Genomic DNA, 21568 nt, shown 5'->3' with positions numbered 1-21568 from the left:
ACGATGACCTCGGTCCGGATGCTGCTTGAAAAACCCTGGCTCTGGTCCTTCGTCGGCGCCGTTCTCGTGTGGGTGGCGACCGTCGCCTTCACCGGCGGCTATGGCGCCGGCGGTATGGTCACGGCGGCACTTTCGCTTGCCGTCTTCACCGTCATCGTCGGCGTCGGCCAGATGTTCGTCATCACGCTCGGCCCCGGCAATGTCGACCTGTCGCTGCCCGCCAATATCGGACTGGCGAGCGCGGTGGCGATGAAGGTTATGGGCGGCAGCGATTCGATGATCGTCGTCGGGCTGTTGGCGGCGCTCGCCTGCGGCGCGGCGATCGGCGCCATCAACTATCTGCTGATCTGGGCGCTCAGGATTCCGCCGATCATCGCGACGCTGTCGGCGAGCTTCATCATCCAGTCGGTCGACATCAGCTACGGGCGCGGCCTTCAGATCAAGCCGCCGCCTGGCTTTGCCGATTTCACCAACTGGCAGGTGCTGGGGATCCCGGTGCTGGCGATGCTGACGGTGGTCTTCACCATCGCCGCGGCGCTGGCGCTGCAGCGCATGATCTATGGCCGCTCGGTGCTGGCGATCGGGCAGAACATCCGCGCCGCCTGGCTGGCCGGCGTCAATGTCGGCCGCATCCGCTTCCTCACCTACACGCTTTGCGGCGCGCTGGGTGGCATCGACGGCGCGCTGCTTGCCGGCTATTTCCGCGGCGCCAATGTCGATATCGGCAATGAATATCTGCTCGCCTCCATCGCGGTCGTCGTCATCGGCGGCACCTCGGTCGCCGGCGGCAAGGCCAACGTGCCCGGCGTCTGGGGCGCCGGCCTGTTCCTGGTGCTTTTGCTCACCATGCTCAACACCTTCGGCGTCAGCGCCGGCGTGCGGCTGGTGCTGACCGGGCTGATCATCGTCGGGGTGATCACGGCGGCGGGTGGCGAGAAGGCTGTGCGGTGACAAGTCGCGAGGAGGGGGTCGCTCTGCGGGGTCTCTCCAGCCAAATTTGACCATGTGGACAAAGGTCGGGCGTCGTTCCATAGTCCTCCCGTCTGACATGTTTTGAACGGCCGGCTCGACACGGTCGTCGAGCAGAGGGGATTTCAATGGAAAACGATCATCGCAAAACGCAACGCGCCGGCCTGTCGCGGCGCAATGTGCTGGAACTCGGCGCCCTCGGGCTGACCGCGGCGGCGCTGCCCGGCGTGGCCTTCGCCAAGGACAAGAAGCTGAAGGTGGCGGCGATCTTCGCGACGCCGATCGAGGAGCCCTGGGACAACCAGATCCATGTCGCCCTGCAGAAGGCCGAGAAGGAGCTGGGCATCGAATACAAATGGTCGGAGAAGGTGCAGACCGCCGACTTCAGCCGCGTGATGCGCGAATATGCGCAAGGCGGCTACCAGTTGGTGCTGGGCGACGCCTTCGCCGCCGAGCGCGAATCGCGGCGCACGGCAAAACAGTTCCCGAAGACGGCCTGGCTGTTCGGCTCCGGCGCCGGGCCTGCGGAACCCAATTTCGGCGTCTTCGACAACTGGATCCACGAGCCGGCCTATCTCTCCGGGCTGATCGCCGGCAAGATGTCGAAGTCGGGCACGATCGGCGCTGTCGCGGCAATGGGCATTCCGGAAGTGAACCGCCTGGTCAACGCCTTCTTCGCCGGCGCCAAGGAGGTCAATCCAAACATCAAGCGGAAGGTCGCCTTCATCGGCTCCTTCTTCGATCCGCCGAAGGCCAAGGAGGCCGCGATCGCGCAGATCGATGCCGGCGTCGACGTCATCTATGCCGAGCGTTTCGGCGTCATCGAAGCGGCGGTCGAAAAGAAGATCTACGCCATCTCCAACATGTCCGATCAGTCGAGCCTCGGACCCGACACGGTGATCACCGGCCCGGTATGGAATATGTATCCGACGGTCGAGCAGGCGATCAAGCTGGTCAAGGCGGGCGTCTTCACCGCGCAGGACTATGGCGACTTCTCGCGCATGGCCAAGGGCGGCTCCGATCTCGCCCCCTATCACAAGTTCGAGAAGACGCTGCCGGCCGAGGTCAAGGACCTGGTCGCCAAGAAGAGAGCCGAGATCCTGGAAGGCAATTTCCGCGTCGACGTCGACGAGAACACGCCGGTGTCGGATTGACCAGTACCCTCCCCCTTGCGGGGAGGGGTGCCGAGCGAAGCGAGGCGGGAGGGGTCGTCTCAACCGCTCGACCTTGACGACTGAAGATGGAGCGCGTCGCGGGCGACCCCACCCGGCCCTGCAGGCCACCCTCCCCTCGAGGGGGAGGGATATTAGGAGCATCCTTGCCCGTCCCACTGATCGAAATGCGCGGCATCACCAAGAGCTTCGGCGCCGTCAAGGCGAACGAGGGCGTAGATCTCAGCGTCGCCCCCGGCGAGATCCTTGGCCTGCTCGGCGAGAACGGCGCCGGCAAGACGACGCTCATGAACGTGCTGTTCGGCGCTTATGCGCCGGATGCGGGCGAGATCCTGGTCGAGGGCAGGCCGGTCGCCATCCACAATTCGGCCGATGCACTCGCGGCCGGCATCGGCATGGTGCATCAGCATTTTCATCTGGCGCCGCGGCTGACGGTGCTGGAAAACCTCTTGATCGGCATTGCCGGCAAGTCCGGCCGCATCGACCGCACGGGCGGGCTGGCGCGGCTGAAGGAGATCGGCCGCCAACATGGCTTACATCTCGATCCCGGCCTGCCGGTCTCGGCGCTCTCGATCGGCGAGCAGCAGCGGCTGGAAATCATCAAGGCGCTGTTTCGCGGCGCCAGGCTCCTGATCCTCGACGAGCCGACGGCGGTGCTGGCGCCCAGCGAGGTCGATGGCCTCTTCGCCGCGCTGCGCTCGATGGCGGCGCAAGGGCTCGGCATCATCTTCATCTCGCACAAGCTCAACGAAGTCAGGGCGCTCACGCATCGTTGCGTCGTGCTTCGGCATGGCAAGGTCGCCGGCCGCGTCGATCATCCGGCAGGAACCACCTCGGCCGAGATGGCCAAGCTGATGTGCGGCCACGAAATCATGCCGCCGATCAAGGAGGTCTCGACGCCGGGCGCGCCCGTGCTGACGCTCGACGGCGTTTCCACCTCAGGTCATGGCGGCACGCCGCTGCGCGAGGTCTCGCTCTTTGTCCGCGCCGGCGAGATCCTCGGCGTTGCCGGCGTCTCCGGCAATGGCCAGCGGGCGCTGGCTGATGTGATCTCCGGCATGCTGTCGCCGAGTGCCGGTTCGATGACGATAGCCGGCAAAGCAGTTGCACAATTTTCGCCGCGGGCGCTGCAGGCGCTCGGACTCGGCCGCATCCCGGAAGACCGGATGACGACCGGGCTGGTCACCAACCTGCCTTTAGCCGACTCCATGGTGCTGCCCCGCATCGGCACCGAGGCCTTCAGCCGCATGGGGCTGCTCGATCCGGTGGCGATCCGCGCCTTCGCCGAAGCGCAGATCAAGGCCTATGACATACGCTGTCCCGGGCCCATGACGCGCGCCGGCGCGCTTTCCGGCGGCAATCTGCAGAAGGCGCTTTTGGCGCGCGAGCTCGCCTTCGACCCGAAGGTGCTGATCGTTTCGCAGCCGACGCGCGGCCTCGACATCGGCGCTGCACGGTTCATCCACGAAAAATTCCTGGCCATGCGGGCGAAGGGTTGTGGGATCATCGTGATTGGCGAGGATCTCGAGGAATTGCTGATGCTCTGCGACCGCATCACGGTGATGTATGAGGGTCGCATCGCCGGCACGCTTTCCGGCCCGGAGGCCACCGTCGCGAGGCTTGGGCTGCTGATGACCGGCGCGGAGGGGAGGGCGTAGAGCTATGGAATTGCCTCGGGAGCACGCCTGATGTTCCGTCTCGAAGTCCGCAGCTCGACGCCGGCCTGGTTCAATCTCGCACTACCGCTACTCGCCATCGCCGTCGCGCTGGTTTTGTGCAGCGGTCTCATCGCCGTCGCCGGCGCCGGTGTCATCGAAGCCTATGGCGTGATGCTCTCGGCCTCGCTCGGCGACAGCTACGCAATCACCGAGACGCTGGTGCGCGCCGCGCCGATGATCTTCACCGGCCTTGCGGTGGCGATCGCCTTCCGCGCCAAATTCTGGAACATCGGGGCCGAAGGCCAGCTGCTGGCCGGCGCGGTTGCGAGTTGTGCCGTAGGCGCCATCCCGATGCCAGGACCGCTCGCCATCCTGCTGATGGCGCTGGCCGGCGCGGCGGCCGGCGCCCTCGTCGCGCTGGTGCCGGCGACGTTGCGCGTCAAATTCAAGGTCGACGACGTGGTCAGCTCGCTGCTGCTCAACTCGGTCATCTATTACGCGCTGATGGCGCTGATCGAGGGGCCGTGGAAGGACACCTTTTCCGGTTATCCGATCTCGCCGCCAATCGAGGATTCCGCCAATTTCCCGGTGCTGATCGAAGGCACAAGGCTGCATATCGGCGTCGTCGTGGCGCTGATCGCAGCGCCCGTTTGCTGGTTCCTGATCGCGCGCACCACGCTCGGCTTCCGCATCCGCGTCACCGGCGAGAATGCGGAGGCGGCCCGCTATGGCGGCATCAATACCCAGCGCGTGCTGCTCTCCACCGCGCTGCTTTCCGGCGCGCTGGCCGGACTGGCCGGCGTCGGCGAGGTTGGTGGCGTCCATTTCCAGGTGATGAGCGACATCTCGCCGGGCTACGGCTATTCCGGCATCGTCGTCGCGATGCTCGCCAGGCTCAATCCGCTCGGCGTCGTGCCGGCCGCGATCTTCCTTGCCGCGGTCATGACCGGCGCCGAGGCGATGTCGCGCGCGACCGGCGTGCCGGCCTTCCTCAGTGAGGTCATCCAGGGTACAGCGCTGCTTGCGATGCTGGTGGCGCTGCTCTTCACCGCCTATCGCATCCGCCGCGTGGGGGCGCCCGCATGAGCGCGGTGTTCGAGCAGATTTTTCAGGTCGGCTTTCTCGCAGCCATCATCCGCATCGCCACACCGCTCGCCTTCGCCACGCTAGGCGAAATGTTTTCCGAGCGGGCCGGCGTGCTCAATTTGGGCATCGAAGGCATCATGCTGTTGGCGGCCATGGCCGGCTTCACCGCCGCCAGCCTGAGCGGCAGCCTGTGGCTGGGCGTGCTGGTGGCCGTGCTTGTCGGGGCGGCGATGGGCGCGGTGCATGGGCTGTTCACGGTGGTCTTGGGCCTCAGCCAGCATGTCTGCGGCATCGGCGTGACGCTGTTCTGCTCTGGGCTCGCCTATTTCCTCTACCGGCTGATCTTCGGCCAGCAATCGGTGCCGCCCAGCATCAAGGGCTTTCAGCCGGCGCCGATCCCCCTGCTGTCGGAAATTCCGATCCTGGGTCCGGCGGTGTTCAACCAGTTCACACTGGTTTATCTCGCGATCATCGCCGTTCCGTTTGCCGCCTTCGTGCTCTACCACACGCCCTGGGGGCTGTCGGTGCGCATGGTCGGCGAAAACCCGCGCGCGGCGGATTCCGCCGGCGTCAGCGTGATCGCCACGCGCTTCCAGGCGGTGATCCTCGGCGGCGCGCTGATGGGGCTCGCCGGCGCCTTCCTCACCATGGCGCAGTTCAACGCCTTCACCTTCGGCGTGGTGTCGGGGCGCGGCTGGGTGGCGATCGCGCTGGTGGTGTTCGGCCGCTGGGACCCGTGGCGTTCGGCGGGCGCGGCATTGCTCTTTGCCTTCGTCGACGCGCTGCAGCTCAGGATGCAGGCCAGCGGCCTCGGGCACATCCCTTACGAAGCCTTCCTGATGCTGCCCTTCATCTTCACCATCGTCGCCATGGCCTTCATTTCGCGCAACGCGGTCGCGCCTTCGGCGCTGCTGAAGCCGTTTCGACGCGAGGAACGGTAGGTAGATTCTTTCCTCTCCCCCGATCGCCGGGGTAGAGGAAGGGCGCCAAGCTTGGGACGCCTCAGATCGCCGTGAAGGCGTTGTCGACGAAGAGATGCGCGCCGAAGCTCGATTCGTCGCTCGCCAGGAACAGCGCCGCCTTGGCCACTTCCTCCGGCTCGCCGATGCGGCCCTGTTGCGCGGCCATGGCGGCATCGGAAACATCGACGCCGAGCTTGCCGAGGTCGGCGACCTCGCGCATTCCGTGCGGCGTGCGGATGAAGCCGGGACAGATGGCATTGCAGCGGATGTTGCGATCGCGGAACTCCACCGCGATGGCACGCGCGAACATGTGGCAGGCGCCTTTAGTGGTGTCATAGAGCACTTCGTTCGGCGTCGCCGCCACCGCCGAGATCGACGAGGTGCAGACGATCGAGCCGCCGCCGGCGGCGATCATGCCCGGCAGCACCGCGCGCGTCATCAGGAACATCGAACGCACATTGACGGCGTGCAGCCAGTCCCATTCCTGCAGAGTCGTCTCCAAGAAGGGTTTAATCACAATGGTGCCGGCGTGGTTGAACAGCACGGTCACCAGCCCGAATTTTTCCGCGGCCGCCTTCGCCGCCGCCTCGACCTGCGCCTCGTCGGAAACGTCGGCTACGAAATGCTCGGCGACATGGCCGCGCGCGCGGATCGCCGCGGCGGTCTTGCCGGCGGCCTCGCCATTGCGGTCGATGATCGCAACCTTGGCGCCTTCGGCGGCAAACAGCTCGGAAGCCGCTCCACCCATGCCCGTCGCGCCACCCGAGATGATGGCGACCTTGCCCGCCAGCCTTCCACCCATGTTTTTCTCCCTGAGTCCTGTGAGACTATTTTGATGCTATCCCCTCGCGTACCGAGTAGCCAAGCGCTTGAACGAGGCCGTTTGCCGCCGAAAAAGCCGGAGCTACAGGCATTTTGTCGGATCCTCCGGTGGCGCATCCCCGCACTCTTTCGATCTCGGCTGAGAATAAACGCCCCTCAAGTTGCCGTTTCCGAGGACGTCCTTCCAAAAACCGGCGAAAAATAGCACTCGACAAAGTCTACTATCTTTATAGATTAATGGCCGAGACGGAGGTTCGACCATGACCTACATGCAGAATGCTCAGCGCAAGGGCCAGAGGCTGACCGCCGACCAGAGCTGGAGGCCCGCCTATGGCGGAACCTTCGCCTATCTCGTTTTCGCGCTGGCATTCGTGTTCACCGGCGCGGTGGTGCTTGGGATCATCCCCTGACAGAGCCGGGGCCTACGGCCCCGCCGTCCAAAAATCTGAGTTGGAGTAACCGGAGAAGATAACTGGCCGAGCGCCAGGGCGCGTCGGCGCGCCTGCGCGCATTGGATTGTTCGAGGTGGAGCGGGGCAAGCCAACGTGACGGAGGAGATGGCAATGCCGATCGAGTTCACGCATGTTCCCGGTAAGCCTGCGAATGGCAGCTTCTTCTACGATTTCGCCGAGACGGCGACCAAGCTGTCGCTGATCGAGGATGTGGGGTTCCGCAAGCTGGTGATCGACGATCCGGCCGGCCTGCTCGCCAACATGGACATCGCCGCGCAGACGCTCGACCGCACCCCGGCGCTGGAAGTGGTGCTGACGCACTGGGCCGGCGTGGTCGAGCCGACCGTGGCGGCAAGGCAGCTCGCGGCGCTCGACTTGAGAGGCGGCGGCCGCCTGTCGCTCAGGATGCTGAGCGAGCCGCTCCAGGACAGTGATGCCGAGGCGCGGCCGGTCGGCCACAGCGTGGTGTGGCAGCGCATCGACGAATATCTTGTGCTGCTGAAGCGGCTGTGGTCGAACGACGAGCCCTTCGACCATGAAGGCGCCTTCTACAGCGTCAAAGGCGGTTACGTGCCGCGCAAGGGCCCGCATGGCGGCGACCTCACCATCCGGCTCGGCGGCCAGTCCGGCACCGCGCTGAAGGTCGCCGGCCGGCATGCCGATATATTCGAGCTGGCGGCCGGCTCGCCGGACGAAGTCGCGCAGCTGATGCAGCGTGTGCGCGGCGCTGCAGCCGAGCACGGCCGCGCCGGCAGATTGCGCTTCGCGCTTCCCGTCCGCATTCGCCCCGAAGGCTGGTCCGGCGCCTCCGACCACAAGGCGGTCGAGGTCGCGGGGCCGCCGGCGCGGCTTGCGCTCTCGCTGTTGCCCTATGCCGCGCTAGGCATCGAGGAATTCATGATCGGCGGTATCGACCGTCCCAGCGAGATCGCGCGGATCGGCCGCGAGACGGTCACGCTGATCGCGAAATTCGCTGGCGCGGTGCGACGCCGACACCCTGGCGCCAGGAACGTTCGCGTCGCGCTCGTTCATCGGGGCACACCTTCGGTGAAATCGCGGATGGCGGTGAGACCGGCCGCTGCGGCTGCCGGTTTCATCAAGACGGGACATAGTGAAGACATTGATCAAGGTCACTGCGGTTGACATGGCTTGGCTCCGTCTGTCCTGGCGGCGGCGGCTAACCGTGAAGACGAAAGCGTCGCCGGCAACGGAACGGTGCACGCAAAAAGATTTGTGACCGATGGATTCTTGTGATCCCGAAATCCCGATATCAATCCCGTTCTTCTGCGATCCGCGACAGCGCGGCGATGACCGCCTCCGAGCTCGCCAGCGCGCCGAAGACGCCGTCCTCGACCGTCACCATATGCAGCGCGGCTTCGTGCGCCCGGCCGTCGCCGCTGGCGCAGGCGTCCGCAATCGTCAGGCATTGGAAATTGCGGTCGCAGGCCTCGCGCAGCGTCGTGTGAACGCAGACATCGGTCGTGCAGCCGGTGAACATCAGATGGGTGATGCCGCGCGCCCTCAGCACCAGTTCCAGATCCGTATAGGTGAAGGCGCCGTTACAGGTCTTGTCGACAATGATGTCCTCGGGCCTGACTTCTATGTCGGCGACGATCTGGAAGCCTGGCTGGAGCGCAGCAGGATATCGGTGCCGTCCAGTCCCGCCCGCTTGCGGCGCCATTTTTCGTAAGCCGTCATATCGGCCATGTCGGCGCGGTAGCCTTGCCTCGTATGGACGATTGCGAGGCCGGCGGCGCGCGCGGCCGCAATCAGCCGATTCACCGTCGGCAGAATGGCCCGCAGCGGCGAAGGGTCATAGCCTTTCCTGGCGAAATAGCCTGTCGGCGACAGGAAATCCTCCTGCAGGTCGATCACGAGCAGGGCGGTGTCTTGCGGCACCAGCCTTCCGTCATAGGGGAAGTCGAGCGGGGTCGCCCTGATCATCGCCTGCTGCCTCGGTTGTGGCTGACATGGTGGCCCAGCGACGGCGTCGCAGTCCAGACCTCACGGCGTCCCCGGCTACCGGCGCGCGACCCGGATATTTGATGGTGATGGACATCTTAATAGTTGACTCGCTAACTCATGTTTTCTAGTCAGACGGCATTGGCGTGCAATGATGAAGCGAGGACTAGCCTTGTCCCGGAACAGTCTTTTTGTGGTGCTGGCCGCGTTCGCCATTCTTGCGGCCGGCTCCTTTCTTCCCGACGTCGCGCTGGCGCAGGAGCAGCCGGCACCCGCGGCACCGGCCGCACAAGCGCCCGCTCAGCAGCCCATAACAGCTCCGGCAGCCGTGCAGGCAGCTCAGGCCCCGGCCGCGGCACAGCCCCCGGCGACGGAGGCACCAACCGCTGCCGCACCGACCGAACCGCGCGTTCAGCCGGCGCCGGGCACTGCCGGGGGCGAAGAGACTTCCGCCATTGCGCTGACGCTGCCGCATGACCTGTCGCCCTGGGGCATGTTCATGAATGCCGACATCGTGGTGAAGGCGGTGATGGTCGGACTTGCTCTCGCTTCTCTGGTCACCTGGACGATCTGGCTCGCCAAGTCGCTGGAGATCCTCGGCGGCAAGCTCAAGGCGCGGCGCGCGGCGAACGCGATCGGCAATGCCGCGACGCTGATGCAGGCCGGCCGCGCGCTCGGCCACAGCGGCGGCCCGGGCGCGCTGCTGGTGCGGGCGGCGGAGGAAGAGCGCGCGCTCTCGGCCGGCGCGTTGGATCACATCTCGGGCGACGGCCTGAAGGAGCGCGTCACCTCGCGGCTGTCGCGCATCGAGGCGGCAGCGTCCCGGCGCATGTCGCGCGGCATCGGCCTGCTCGCCACCATCGGCTCCACGGCGCCCTTCGTCGGCCTGTTCGGCACCGTCTGGGGCATCATGAATGCCTTCATCGGCATCTCGCAGGCGCAGACCACCAATCTTGCGGTGGTGGCGCCGGGCATCGCCGAAGCCCTGCTCGCCACGGCAATGGGTCTGGTGGCTGCGATCCCGGCGGTGGTGATCTACAACGTCTTCGCGCGATCGATAGCCGGCTACAGGCAGATCCTCGCCGACGCCTCGGCAGGCGTCGAGCGGCTGGTCAGCCGCGACCTCGATTTTCGCACGGTGCCGCCGGCAACCGCGTTGGCAGCGGAGTGAGCGGCCAATGGCGGCGCGGATTCGCGAGACGGCCGGCGACGATCTCGAGGAAAGCCACGAGATCAACGTCACCCCGTTCATCGACGTCATCCTGGTGCTTTTGATCATCTTCATGATCGCGGCTCCGCTTGCGACCGTCGACGTCAATGTCGACCTGCCCGGGTCGACGGCGACGCCGGCGCCACGGCCGGAGACACCGCTGTTCCTGACGCTGAAAAGCGATCTTTCTCTGGCGATCGGCAATGAGGCTGTGCCGCGACCGAGCTTCGCCACCGTGCTCCACAGCCGCACCAAGGGCGACAAGCAGACCCGCATCTTCCTGCGCGCCGACGAGACGGTGGGCTATGGCGAGCTGATGGAGGTAATGAACCTGCTGCGCGCTGCGGGCTACCTCAAGATCGCGCTGGTCGGGCTGGAGACGGCGTCCGGCACCGGGGCTGCGGCCGCCACCTCCGCGCCGGCGACAAGCGGAAGCGCGGCGCAATGACGCAAGCGATCGCCGCCTTGTCCACCCAGCCACGCTTCGGCTTCCGCGAAGCCGGTCTGTGGGCAAGCGCGGCCACGGTTATTTTCGCCGCGCATGTCGCGGTCGCTTATGCGGTGCAGAATCTGAGCTTTACCGAGGTGCCGGACGGCGGCCCGCCGCCGGCGCTGGCTGTCGAAATGGCGCCGCTGCCGACGACGCCTGCCGTGCCGGAAGAGGCGGCCATGCTGGACACGGTCGCGCCGGACCAGCCAGATGCGGCGGAGGAGACGGAAAAGCCCGCCGAAGTGAAACCGGTGACCGATCCGGCGCCGGTCGTGAAAAGGGTCGAGCCGGTCGCCGAGCCGCCGGTCGTTTCCGACAAGGCGGCGGAGGCCGAACCGGCGGAGACAGCAGCTGCGCTCAGCGAGCGGCCGCCGCTGGACGAGGTCGTGCCCGACCCTGTCGAGACAGCTACTCCCGACGTCGTCGTTCCGCTGCCGCAGCCAAAGCCTTTCGAGGCGCAGCCGAAGGCAAGCCAGCCCGTCGAGGCGAGGAAAAAAGTGGAAAAGAAGCCGGCCGAAAAGCCGAACCAGAGGAAAAGGGCAAAGGCCGCGCCGCCAAAGGCCGTGACGATGGCCGGCATCGATGCCAACGCAGGCGCGAAGGCCGCCGCGCCGCAATCCTCCGACTCGGTGTCGCGATCGAGCGTCAGCCCGTCGCGCTGGAATTCCAACTTGGCGGCATGGATCAGGCGGCATACCCGCTATCCGAGCGCGGCGCGCTCCAGGCGCGTCGAGGGCACGCCTACTGTAACCTTCACGGTAGACGTCTCCGGCAGGGTGGTCTCTGCCCGGCTGGCGCAATCCTCGGGCGATCCGGATCTCGATCGCGCCGCGCTCGGCGTGTTGCAGGGCGCGTCGGTGCCGGCGCCGCCGGCCGAACTCGGCGCCCACGTCACCCGCACCGCGCCTTTCGTCTTCAGCCTGCGCGATTAGATGCCCCGCCGCGCCATGCAACTTTGAGGCTTGACTGGCGGGCGGTAGGGAATAGGGTAGCTGCGAACATATCGGCCTCGGTCGCCGGACGGCAAGAATGCCTCGTATGCCTCGCCTGTCGGCGGCGGCTGCGGGGCTTTTTCATTTTTGGGGCATTGCTTGAAACGGCGTATCGAGATCGGCGTCCTCTATTCGCGATCCGGCAGCTACCAGCTCGTCTCGGACGCGTGCCGTACGGGCGCGATGCGGGCGATCGCCGACATCAATGCCGACCGAAGCTGCGAGATCGAGCTGGTGCCGGTCGAACGCGATCCGCAAAGCAATGCCGACCGCTACGCCACGCTTTGCGAGGATATCTTCCGGACCAGCAGCGCCCGCCACGTGATCGGCTGCATTACCTCCTGGAGCCGCAAGGAGACGATCCCTGTGCTGGAGAAGGCGGGCGGCATGCTCTGGTATGCCTGCCCCTATGAGGGGTTCGAGGCCAACGAGCATGTCGTCTACATGCATGCCTGCCCGAACCAGCATCTGGTTCCGCTGATGGCTCATGTCGCGCCGCGTTTCGGCGCCAACGGCTTCCTGCTCGGCTCGAACTATATCTGGGGCTGGGAGATGAACCGCGTCGCGCGCGACCTGATCGCCGACGCTGCGGGCAAGGTGCTCGGCGAGCGCTACCTGCGCATCGGCGAAACCGACGTTTCGCGCCTGATCGATGAAATCCGCGCCACGCGGCCGAATTTCATCCTCAACAACCTCATCGGCACCTCGTCCTATGCCTTCCTGGCGGCATATCGCGACTTGGGACGCGAGAATGCGGCCTTCAAGGCCGATGCCTGCCCGGTCATATCCTGCAATCTCACCGAGGGCGAGTTGCCGGCGATCGGCGAAACGGGCAGGGGCCATTTGTCGGCCGGACCCTATTTCGCGCCGCGCCCGGCTGCCTTCGCCTCGTCCTTCGAGGCGTCCGCCTATGCATCGGTGCAAGTGATGGCGGACGTGCTCTCCGGCGATCCCGACGCCGGCCCGGCGGCGTTCTCAAAAGCCTTCGCCGGGCGCCGCTTCACGACGCGCCTGGGGCCTATCGCAATCGATCCGCACACGCAGCATGCAACCCTGCCGGTGATCATCGGGCGCATAGCCGATGGATTTTTCGAGGTCGTCAGCCGCGAGGAAGAGGTGGCGCCCGATCCCTATCTGTCGCGTTACGACCCGGCGAAGACCTTCGGCCATCCGCGGCTCAGGGTGGTGTCGTGAGCCGGTCCGCACGCATCCCCAATCTTGGCGGCGCGCGGGCTTTCGTGCTGCATCGCCCGCACGCGACGGTGCAGGCGATCACCAGGCAGCTGTCGGCGATCGGCCTTGAGGCGGTCGAATGCTGGCCGCAATTGCCGGCAGAGGCGCTTGCCGCGGATTTCGTCTTCTTCGACGCCGATCTCGGCTTCGACGAGCAGTTCCCGTGGCAGCCGGGCGAGGCGCCGATGCCCCTGGTGGCGCTGATCGGTTCGGAAGCGCCGGGCCGCATCGAATGGGCGCTGTCGCAAAAAGCCGACGCGCAATTGTTGAAACCGGTCGGCAATGCGGGCGTGTACAGCGCGCTGCTGATCGCCCGGCAAAGCTTCGAGGCGGGGAAACGGCTGGCCGACGAGATCGCGTCGCTGCGCCAGCGCGTCGGCGAGCGCCAGACCATCGTGCGCGCGGTCGCGGCGCTGTCGAAAGGCAGCGACGACGATCGCGCCTATGCGCAGTTGCGGTCGCTGGCGATGAGCTGGCAGATCAGCGTCGAGGAAGCGGCCCGGCGGATCGTGGCGATGACGGAAAACGAGGATGGCGGTGACCAATCCCATCGCGCCTGATCTCCCGGCGCCGGGCCAAATGCCGGTCAAGCCGCGCGCCGGCGTCTGGCGCCGGCTGCTCAAGCGGCCGCTGGCGCTGCTCGGACTCTTCATCGTCGCCATCGTGCTTGCTGGCGCCATCCTGGCGCCGTGGCTGACCGGCTACCATCCCAACGAGCAGATGTTCGACGGACTGACGCTGGAAGGTTCACCCTTGCCGCCGAACGCCAAGTTCTGGCTGGGCACCGACCTGCTCGGCCGCGACCTGTTGACCCGCATCCTGTTCGGCGCCCGCACCTCGCTGATCATCGGCATCGTCGCCAACGGCGTGGCGCTTCTGATCGGTACGCTGGTCGGCGTCACGGCCGGTTATTTCCGCGGCTGGATCGGCAGCGCGCTGATGCGCTTCACCGACCTGATGATGGCCTTCCCGGCACTGCTTCTCGCCATCTGCCTGGCGGCGGTGTTCGAGCCGAGCCTTTGGATCGTTGCCATGGTGATCGCGCTGGTCAACTGGGTGCAGACCGCGCGCGTCATCTACACCGAAACCTCGTCGCTGTCGGAGCGCGAGTTCATCGATGCCGAGCGCACGATAGGGGCGAGCGCGCCGCGCATCCTGTTGCGCCATATCCTGCCGCATCTGCTGCCGACCATCATCGTCTGGGGCACGCTCGGCATCTCGACCACGGTGCTGCTCGAAGCCACGCTCAGCTATCTCGGCATCGGCGTGCAGCCGCCGACGGCCTCCTGGGGCAACATCATTTTCGAGAACCAGACCTATTTCCAGGCGGCGCCCTGGCTGGTGTTCTTCCCCGGCGCCGCGATCCTGGCGCTTGCGCTTGCCTTCAACCTGATCGGCGACGCGCTGCGCGACATCCTCGACCCGACGCAGAGGGGGCGGGCATGATCGCCTATCTCGGCCGACGTCTCATCCAGTCGCTGCTCATCCTGCTCGGCGTCTCGCTGATCACCTTCGCGCTGCTCTATCTGCTGCCGGCTGATCCAGTGCGCCAGATCGCCGGCCGCAGCGCGACGCCCGACACGGTTGAAAACATCCGCAGGCAGCTCGGCCTCGACCAGCCCTTCATCGTCCAGTACTGGCACTATCTCACAAGGCTGCTCAGCGGCGATCTCGGCCGCTCCTACATCCAGCGCTCGGAAGTCACCGAGCTCATCGTCTCGCGGCTGCCGGCGAGCCTGCTTCTGATGGTCGGCGCCATCCTGTGCGAGCTCGCGATCGGCCTTACCATGGGCCTGATCGCCGCCGTCAAGCGCGGCACCTCCACCGATCAGACCTTGATGGTCGCCTCCTTCGTCGGCGTCTCGGCGCCGCAATTCGTCGTCGGCCTGCTCCTGCTCTATGTCTTCGCCGTCCGGCTCGGCTGGTTCCCGATCGGCGGCTACGGCAGTTGGCGTCATCTTGTGCTGCCCTCGCTGACCATGGGCATACTCGGCGCCGGCTGGTATGCGCGCATGATGCGCTCGTCGATGATCGACGTTCTGCGCCAGGACTATATGCGCACCGCCCGCGCCAAGGGCCTGGCGCGCGGCGCCATCCTGTTCCGCCATGCGCTGCCCAACGCCATCCTGCCGGTGGTCGCCATGATCGGCATCGACATCGGCGTCTTCATGGGCGGCATCGTGGTGGTCGAAAGCGTCTTCGGCTGGCCCGGCATCGGCCAGCTCGCCTGGCAGGCCATCCAGCGCGTCGACATCCCGATCATCATGGGCGTCACCCTGGTCTCGGCCTTCGCCATCGTGCTCGGCAACCTGCTGGCCGACGTCATCGCGCCCTTCATCGATCCCCGAATTAAACTCAGATGAACAAGGCAACAACCAGAGAAAGGGAACAGTGACATGAGACGATTTCTGGCATCCACCGTGGCGGCCTCGGCGCTTGCGCTGATGCTCGGCATGGCAAGCGCGCGCGCCGACGACGCGATCGACCCTAACGCCAAGCAGGGCGGCGCCATCACCATCACCTACAAGGACGATGTCGCGACGCTCGATCCGGCGATCGGCTACGACTGGCAGAACTGGTCGATGATCAAGAGCTTGTTCGATGGCCTCATGGACTATGAGCCCGGCACCACCAAGCTGAAGCCCGACCTTGCCGAAAGCTACGAGATCTCGCCGGACGGCAAGACCTTCACCTTCAAGCTGCGCCACGGCGTGAAGTTCCACAATGGCCGGGAGATGACGGCCGACGACGTCAAATACTCGCTCGACCGCGTCACCAATCCGAAGACGCAGAGCCCGGGCGCCGGCTTCTTCGGCTCGATCAAAGGCTATGACGAGGTCGCCGCCGGCAAAGCGAACAGCCTCTCCGGCGTCACCGCGGTCGATCCCTATACGATCAAATTCGAGCTGACCCGCCCGGACGCCACCTTCCTGCATGTCATGGCGATCAATTTCTCGCATGTGGTGCCGAAGGAGGAGATCGAGAAATACGGCGCCGACTTCGGCAAGCATCCGGTCGGCACCGGCGCCTTCAAGCTTGCCGAATGGACGCTCGGCCAGCGCATCGTCTTCGAGCGCAACCCCGACTACTGGCACAAGGGCCTGCCGCATCTCGACAAAATCACCTTCGAGATCGGCCAGGAGCCGATCGTGGCGCTGCTGCGCCTGCAGAAGGGCGAGATCGACGTGCCCGGCGACGGCATTCCGCCGGCCAAGTTCCAGGAGGTGATGAACGATCCGGAGCAGAAGGCCCGCGTCGTGGTGGGCGGGCAATTGCACACCGGCTACATCACCATGAACACCACCATGCCGCCCTTCGACAACGTGAAGGTGCGCCAGGCGGTGAACATGGCGATCAACAAGGACCGCATCGTTCAGATGATCAACAACCGCGCGGTGCCGGCCAATCAGCCGCTGCCACCGTCGATGCCCGGTTACGACAAGGCATTCAAGGGCTATCCCTATGACGTCGCCAAGGCCAAGGCCCTGCTTGCCGAGGCCGGCCACCCCGATGGCTTCGAAACGCAGTTGTTCGCCATGAACACCGACCCCAATCCGCGTATCGCGCAGGCGATCCAGCAGGACCTGGCTGCCATCGGCATCAAGGCCAGCATCCAATCGCTCGCCCAGGCCAACGTGATTGCCGCCGGCGGCGACAAGTCCGGCGCGCCGATGATCTGGTCGGGCGGCATGGCCTGGATCGCCGATTTCCCGGATCCGTCCAACTTCTACGGACCGATCCTCGGCTGCGCCGGCGCGGTGCCGGGCGGCTGGAATTGGGCGTGGTACTGCAACAAGGATCTCGACGCCAAGGCGGCCGAAGCCGATTCGGTCGTCGATCCGGCAAAGTCCGCGGATCGCGAGAAGATGTGGAGCGCGATCTACGACAAGATCATGGAGGACGCACCCTGGGCGCCGGTCTTCAACGAGCAGCGCTTCACGCTGAAGTCGGCCCGCATGGGCGGCGCCGACAATCTCTATGTCGACCCGGTTCATATCCCGATCAACTACGACAATGTGTATGTGAAAGATGTGCAGTAACTGCGACTACACCATCCACGGGCGCCATCACCACTTCGGCTGGGACAATTCCTTTGCCCCGGCCGAGCGCGTGGCGCCAGGCTCGACAATCGAGTTCCAGTGCCTGGATTCCTCCGGCGGGCAGCTCAAGGCCGACAGCACCGTCGGCGATATCGCCAGCCTCGATTTCGGCATGATCAACCCGGTGACCGGGCCGATCTTCGTCGAGGGCGCCGAGCCCGGCGACGCGCTGAAGGTGACGATCGAAATGTTCAAGCCGTCCGGCTTCGGCTGGACGGCGAACATTCCGGGGTTCGGTCTGCTTGCCGACGACTTCAAGGAGCCGGCACTCAACATCTGGAAATACGACGCCGGCTCGCTCGAGCCGGCGCTGTTCGGCAGACACGGCCGCGTGCCGCTGAAGCCGTTTGCCGGCACGATCGGCAACGCGCCGGGCGAGATGGGCCACCATTCGGTGGTGCCGCCGCGGCGCGTCGGCGGCAATCTCGACATAAGGGACCTTGCCGCCGGCACCATTCTCTATCTGCCGGTGGAAGTGGCAGGCGCGCTGTTTTCGGTCGGCGACACGCATGCCGCGCAGGGCGACGGCGAAGTGTGCGGCACTGCGATCGAGAGTCCGATGGACGTCGTGCTCAAGCTCGACCTCGTGAAGGACGCGCGGCTGAAGACGCCGCGCTTCACCACGCCGGGCCCGGTGACGCGGCATCTCGACGCCAAAGGTTATGAGGTGACGACCGGGATCGCGCCTGACCTGATGACCGGCGCCAAGCAGGCGGTCAGTCAGATGGTCGACCTGCTGGCCGGCCGATACAAGCTCGACCCGGTTGACGCCTATATGCTGGTCTCGGTCTGCGGCGATCTCAGGATCAGCGAGATCGTCGACATGCCGAACTGGGTGGTGTCGTTCTACTTCCCGCGCTGCGTGTTTGAATGAGAGGTCGGCGCCCCACCCCCGCCCCGCTGCTTCGCAGCGACCCTCCCCACAAGAGGGAGGGTAAAACGCCAGCGCCCTACCTCCCCCTCGTCGGGAGGTCGGACCAAAGGTCCGGGTGGGGACCGGCGCTCCGACTTGCTCGGGGAGAGCAATGACGCAAAGCGTTCGCGAAGTTCCATCAGCGCTGGCCGGCGAGGCGGTGCTGGAAATCGCCGGCCTCAGCGTCAGCGTGCGCGGCGAGGATGGCGAGCGCGAGGTGGTATCCGGCCTGTCGCTGTCTCTCAAACGCGGCGAGACGCTGTGCATCGCCGGCGAGTCCGGCTCCGGCAAGTCGATGACCGCGCTGGCAATCATGCAATTGCTGCCGCAGCCGGCCGGCCGCATCGCCGCCGGCACGATCCGGCTTTGCGATAAGGATGGCAGTGCCGTCGAGCTGACGGTGCTCGACGAACGGCGCATGCGCGACATTCGTGGCGACCGCATCGCCATGATCTTCCAGGAGCCGATGACCTCGCTCAATCCGGTGCTGTCGATCGGCCGGCAGCTCACCGAGTCGATCGAGGCGCATACCGGTGTATCCCACACGGAGGCCAAGCTGCGCGCGGTCGCGGCGCTAAAGGCGGTGCGCATCTCCGAGGCCGAAAGCCGGCTGAAACAATTTCCGCACGAGCTGTCCGGCGGCATGCGCCAGCGGGTGATGATCGCGATGGCGCTGGCGCTCGAACCCGCCGTGCTGATCGCCGACGAGCCGACGACGGCGCTCGACGTGACGGTGCAGGGCGAGGTGCTGGAACTGCTGCGCGACCTGCAGCGCCAGCACGGCACCAGCGTGATCCTGATCACCCACGACATGGGCGTCGTGGCCGAAATGGCCGATCGGGTGATCGTCATGCGCAACGGCCGCATGGTCGAAGAGGGGACGACATCGGCTATTTTTGCCAGGCCGCAAGCCGCGTATACGCGCGAGCTCCTTGCCGCCGTTCCGCGCATCGGCTCCGGCGCGCGCCGGGCTTCCGGCGAGTCCGACGTGGCGGCAATGCAAGACAAGGTGGCGGTCGTGAAAGACCTGCATGTCCGCTTCGACCTGCGCGGTGGCTTCTTCGGCCGCGTCAACCGAAGGGTGCATGCCGTCGAAGGCATTAGCTTCTCGATCGCGCCGAACGAGACGCTGGCGCTGGTCGGCGAGTCCGGCTGCGGCAAGTCGACCACCGCCAAGGCGCTGGCCGGCCTCGTTCCTTATAGCGGCGGCGTGACGATCGGCGGACGCGAATTGTCCCGCCTCGGGCGCGACGAGCGCAAGGCGGTGCGACGAGACGTGCAGATGGTCTTCCAGGACCCTTATGCCTCGCTCGACCCGCGCATGCGCGTCGGCGAGCTGGTGGCGGAGCCGCTGCTGATCCATGGCATCGGCTCGAAGGAAGAACGGCGGGAGCGCGTGGCAGCGCTGTTCGAGCGGGTCGGTCTCTCGTCTGAGCAGATGGAGCTTTATCCGCATGAATTCTCGGGCGGCCAACGCCAACGCATCTGCATCGCGCGGGCGCTGGCGCTGAGGCCGAAGCTGATCATCGCCGACGAGAGCGTTTCGGCGCTCGACGTTTCGGTGCAAGCGCGCGTGCTCGATCTCTTGAAGGAGCTGCAGCGCGAATTCGGCGTCGCCTATCTGTTCATCTCGCACGACATGGCGGTGGTCGAAAACGTCTCGGATCGTGTCGCCGTCATGTATCTCGGCCAGATCGTCGAGATCGGCAGTCGCGACCAGGTGTTCTCCAATCCGCGCCATCCCTATACGCGGCGGCTGATCGAGGCCGTTCCTGTTCCCGATCCGTCATTGCGCCGGACACGCTTTGCCCGTCTCGATCGCGAAATTCCAAGCTCGACGCGGCGGATCGGGGAGAGCGTGCCGAAACTGGTGCTCAAGGATTTCGGCGGCGGACATTTCGCCGCCGTCGGAGATTGATCAGGGCCACGGCCTGCCGCATTCAGCCTGGCATTCGATTGGCTTTCGGGAGCGGCGATCTGTCCGTTTCGGAATGTGCGCGAATGATGGTAGAGCCTGAAGCCGCCACTCACCCATTTCGGATTCTCAATGTCGGTCCTCACACGCCGCAAACTCCTGCAGGGCGCCGCGGCGGCCGGCGCGGCCGGCATCGGCCTCTCGACCGCCGGCAAGTTTGCCGGTTGGGCGGCGGCGAAACCCGAACCGCTGATCTTGAAGACGGCAGGGATTGCAGCGCAGTTGATGGCCGGCGCGCCAACGAAGAATGTCCTGACCTATGGCGAGGCCGGCCCGCCGCCGGTCATCAGGATGAAGAAAGGCAAGCCATTCGCTGCGCGGCTCGTCAACGGCATCGACGACCCGACGACCATCCATTGGCATGGCATCCGCGTTCCCAACAAGATGGACGGCGTGCCGTTCATGATCCAGCCCTATGTGTATCAGGGCGATCATTTCGACTACGCCTTCGCGCCGCCAGACGCCGGCACTTTCTGGTATCACCCGCATTGCAATACGCTGGAACAGATGGGCCATGGGCTGACCGGCGTCATCGTGGTGGAAAACCCGAACGATCCTGCCTTCGATGCCGAAGTGGCGCTCAATCTGCGCGACTGGCGCCTCGGCGATGACGGCCAGTTCATCGCGCAGTTCCGGCCGCGCGATGCGGCGCGCAGCGGCACCTATGGCACGGTGCGCACGGCCAACTGGCTCGACCAGCCGCAATATGACGCGCCAGCCGGCGGGCTGGTGCGGCTGCGGGCCGCCATCACCGACGTCACGCGCATCTATGGCTTCCGCGTCGACGGCGCCGAGGCCGCCGTCATCGCGCTCGACGGCAATCCGGTGCCGCAGCGCTTTGCGCCCGACGCCCTGCAGCTCGGGCCCGGACAACGGCTGGAGCTTGCCATCCGCATGCCCGACGACGAAGGCGCGATCGTCAGCCTGCGGGATGTCAGGGGCACGAAGCCAAAGGTTCTGGCGACACTGCGTGCGGTCGGCCAATCGCTCAAGCGCGATCTTCGCGATCTCGGCCCGCTCGAGCCCAATCCGGTGGCGGAGGTGGACGTCGCCGCCGCGAGGCGCATTCCGCTGGCGCTGAGCGCCACGGCCGAAAATGTCGCGGCCGACAGCATCTGTGGGTCGCTCGGCTATAGTTTCTGGGCGATCAACAAGGTGCCGTGGCCGGGCGACACGCCGGACCCGACCGCGCCGCTGGCCGAGCTGAAACTCGGCCAAAGCTACATCATCGACATGGAAAACCTGACGCCGCACGCGCACCCGATCCACCTGCACGGCATGAGCTTCAAGGTGCTGTCGTCCTCGACGCGCGCGGTCCAGCCGCTTATCTCCGACACCTATCTGATCCAGCCCGACGAGAAGGTGCAGCTGGGCTTTGTCGCTGACAACCCCGGCGACTGGCTGCTCCACTGCCACATCATCGAGCACCAGAAGACGGGCATGACGAGCTATTTGCGCGTAGCGTGAGCGCATGGAGCGGTAGGCGCCCTCGCCTTTGACGGGAATTCGCGGACCTCGACGGGTTGACGCCCTTGCCCGCTTGCCTAGGTAGCCAAGAGGCGCTGGGGCGGC

Annotated in this window: 19 protein-coding genes and 1 pseudogene; 18 read left to right on the top strand and 2 right to left on the bottom strand. The window is 65.8% G+C overall.

Annotation, left to right across the window (positions count from 1 at the left end; translation table 11 throughout):
* Window positions 1–3 precede the first annotated feature (3 nt).
* From EOD29_RS17445 to EOD29_RS17425, 5 genes are all read left to right on the top strand, one after another.
* Complete coding sequence (locus tag EOD29_RS17445; RefSeq protein WP_067323048.1) at window positions 4–951, top strand: ABC transporter permease; 948 nt, start codon at window positions 4–6, stop codon at window positions 949–951.
* A gap of 146 nt (window positions 952–1097) precedes the next feature.
* A complete protein-coding gene (locus EOD29_RS17440; RefSeq protein ID WP_067323051.1) occupies window positions 1098–2123 on the top strand; it encodes a BMP family protein in 1026 nt (341 codons plus the stop codon).
* A 164-nt stretch (window positions 2124–2287) separates the two neighbouring features.
* The gene (locus EOD29_RS17435) at window positions 2288–3799 is read left to right on the top strand and encodes an ABC transporter ATP-binding protein (protein WP_127247316.1); all 1512 of its coding nucleotides are present in this window, start codon (window positions 2288–2290) and stop codon (window positions 3797–3799) included.
* A gap of 30 nt (window positions 3800–3829) precedes the next feature.
* A complete protein-coding gene (locus tag EOD29_RS17430; protein ID WP_127247315.1) occupies window positions 3830–4885 on the top strand; it encodes an ABC transporter permease in 1056 nt (351 codons plus the stop codon).
* Window positions 4882–5826 carry an ABC transporter permease gene (locus EOD29_RS17425; RefSeq protein ID WP_127247314.1) on the top strand — a complete coding sequence of 315 codons (945 nt, stop codon included), beginning with the start codon at window positions 4882–4884 and terminating at the stop codon, window positions 5824–5826. Before EOD29_RS17430 ends, EOD29_RS17425 begins: the two co-directional genes overlap by 4 nt.
* A gap of 61 nt (window positions 5827–5887) precedes the next feature.
* Here EOD29_RS17425 and EOD29_RS17420 read toward each other — a convergent pair whose 3' ends face one another.
* Window positions 5888–6649, bottom strand: a complete 762-nt coding sequence (locus EOD29_RS17420; RefSeq protein WP_127247313.1) for an SDR family oxidoreductase — start codon at window positions 6647–6649, stop codon at window positions 5888–5890.
* A gap of 280 nt (window positions 6650–6929) precedes the next feature.
* On the opposite strand from EOD29_RS17420, the gene EOD29_RS17415 reads away from it, so the two are divergent.
* On the top strand, window positions 6930–7079 hold the full coding sequence (locus EOD29_RS17415; protein ID WP_082953811.1) for a hypothetical protein: 150 nt from the start codon (window positions 6930–6932) through the stop codon (window positions 7077–7079).
* 153 nt (window positions 7080–7232) lie between these two features.
* Window positions 7233–8264 (top strand): LLM class flavin-dependent oxidoreductase, encoded by a 1032-nt coding sequence (locus EOD29_RS17410; protein ID WP_245475363.1) that lies wholly within the window; start codon window positions 7233–7235, stop codon window positions 8262–8264.
* Between the two features lie 127 nt (window positions 8265–8391).
* Here EOD29_RS17410 and EOD29_RS17405 read toward each other — a convergent pair.
* Window positions 8392–9065, bottom strand: a pseudogene (locus EOD29_RS17405) (isochorismatase family cysteine hydrolase).
* A gap of 190 nt (window positions 9066–9255) precedes the next feature.
* Between EOD29_RS17405 and exbB the strand changes: the two are divergent.
* From exbB to EOD29_RS17350, 11 genes are all read left to right on the top strand, one after another.
* The gene (gene exbB, locus EOD29_RS17400) at window positions 9256–10254 is read left to right on the top strand and encodes a tonB-system energizer ExbB (protein WP_245475362.1); all 999 of its coding nucleotides are present in this window, start codon (window positions 9256–9258) and stop codon (window positions 10252–10254) included.
* A gap of 7 nt (window positions 10255–10261) precedes the next feature.
* A complete protein-coding gene (exbD, locus tag EOD29_RS17395) occupies window positions 10262–10741 on the top strand; it encodes a TonB system transport protein ExbD (RefSeq protein ID WP_127247311.1) in 480 nt (159 codons plus the stop codon).
* On the top strand, window positions 10738–11715 hold the full coding sequence (locus EOD29_RS17390) for an energy transducer TonB (protein WP_127247310.1): 978 nt from the start codon (window positions 10738–10740) through the stop codon (window positions 11713–11715). Before exbD ends, EOD29_RS17390 begins: the two co-directional genes overlap by 4 nt.
* A gap of 159 nt (window positions 11716–11874) precedes the next feature.
* On the top strand, window positions 11875–12969 hold the full coding sequence (locus EOD29_RS17385) for a transporter substrate-binding protein (protein ID WP_127247309.1): 1095 nt from the start codon (window positions 11875–11877) through the stop codon (window positions 12967–12969).
* On the top strand, window positions 12966–13568 hold the full coding sequence (locus tag EOD29_RS17380; protein WP_066998217.1) for an ANTAR domain-containing protein: 603 nt from the start codon (window positions 12966–12968) through the stop codon (window positions 13566–13568). Before EOD29_RS17385 ends, EOD29_RS17380 begins: the two co-directional genes overlap by 4 nt.
* Window positions 13569–13587: 19 nt before the next feature.
* Entirely contained in the window at window positions 13588–14454 is an 867-nt protein-coding gene (locus EOD29_RS17375; RefSeq protein WP_206520477.1) for an ABC transporter permease, read from the top strand.
* The gene (locus tag EOD29_RS17370; protein WP_067323079.1) at window positions 14451–15371 is read left to right on the top strand and encodes an ABC transporter permease; all 921 of its coding nucleotides are present in this window, start codon (window positions 14451–14453) and stop codon (window positions 15369–15371) included. Before EOD29_RS17375 ends, EOD29_RS17370 begins: the two co-directional genes overlap by 4 nt.
* 33 nt (window positions 15372–15404) lie before the next feature.
* On the top strand, window positions 15405–17048 hold the full coding sequence (locus tag EOD29_RS17365; protein WP_127247307.1) for an ABC transporter substrate-binding protein: 1644 nt from the start codon (window positions 15405–15407) through the stop codon (window positions 17046–17048).
* On the top strand, window positions 17038–17982 hold the full coding sequence (locus tag EOD29_RS17360) for an acetamidase/formamidase family protein (RefSeq protein ID WP_127247306.1): 945 nt from the start codon (window positions 17038–17040) through the stop codon (window positions 17980–17982). Before EOD29_RS17365 ends, EOD29_RS17360 begins: the two co-directional genes overlap by 11 nt.
* Window positions 17983–18133: 151 nt before the next feature.
* Window positions 18134–19939, top strand: a complete 1806-nt coding sequence (locus EOD29_RS17355) for an ABC transporter ATP-binding protein (protein ID WP_127247305.1) — start codon at window positions 18134–18136, stop codon at window positions 19937–19939.
* Between the two features lie 129 nt (window positions 19940–20068).
* A complete protein-coding gene (locus tag EOD29_RS17350) occupies window positions 20069–21463 on the top strand; it encodes a multicopper oxidase family protein (protein ID WP_127247304.1) in 1395 nt (464 codons plus the stop codon).
* The last annotated feature ends 105 nt before the right edge of the window (window positions 21464–21568 follow it).

The sequence above is a fragment of the Mesorhizobium sp. M1A.T.Ca.IN.004.03.1.1 genome (genome assembly GCF_003997555.1).
Taxonomy (GTDB): domain Bacteria; phylum Pseudomonadota; class Alphaproteobacteria; order Rhizobiales; family Rhizobiaceae; genus Mesorhizobium.
Note: the sequence above shows the minus strand (reverse complement) of the source record. Positions and strands in the feature narration are given on the sequence as shown.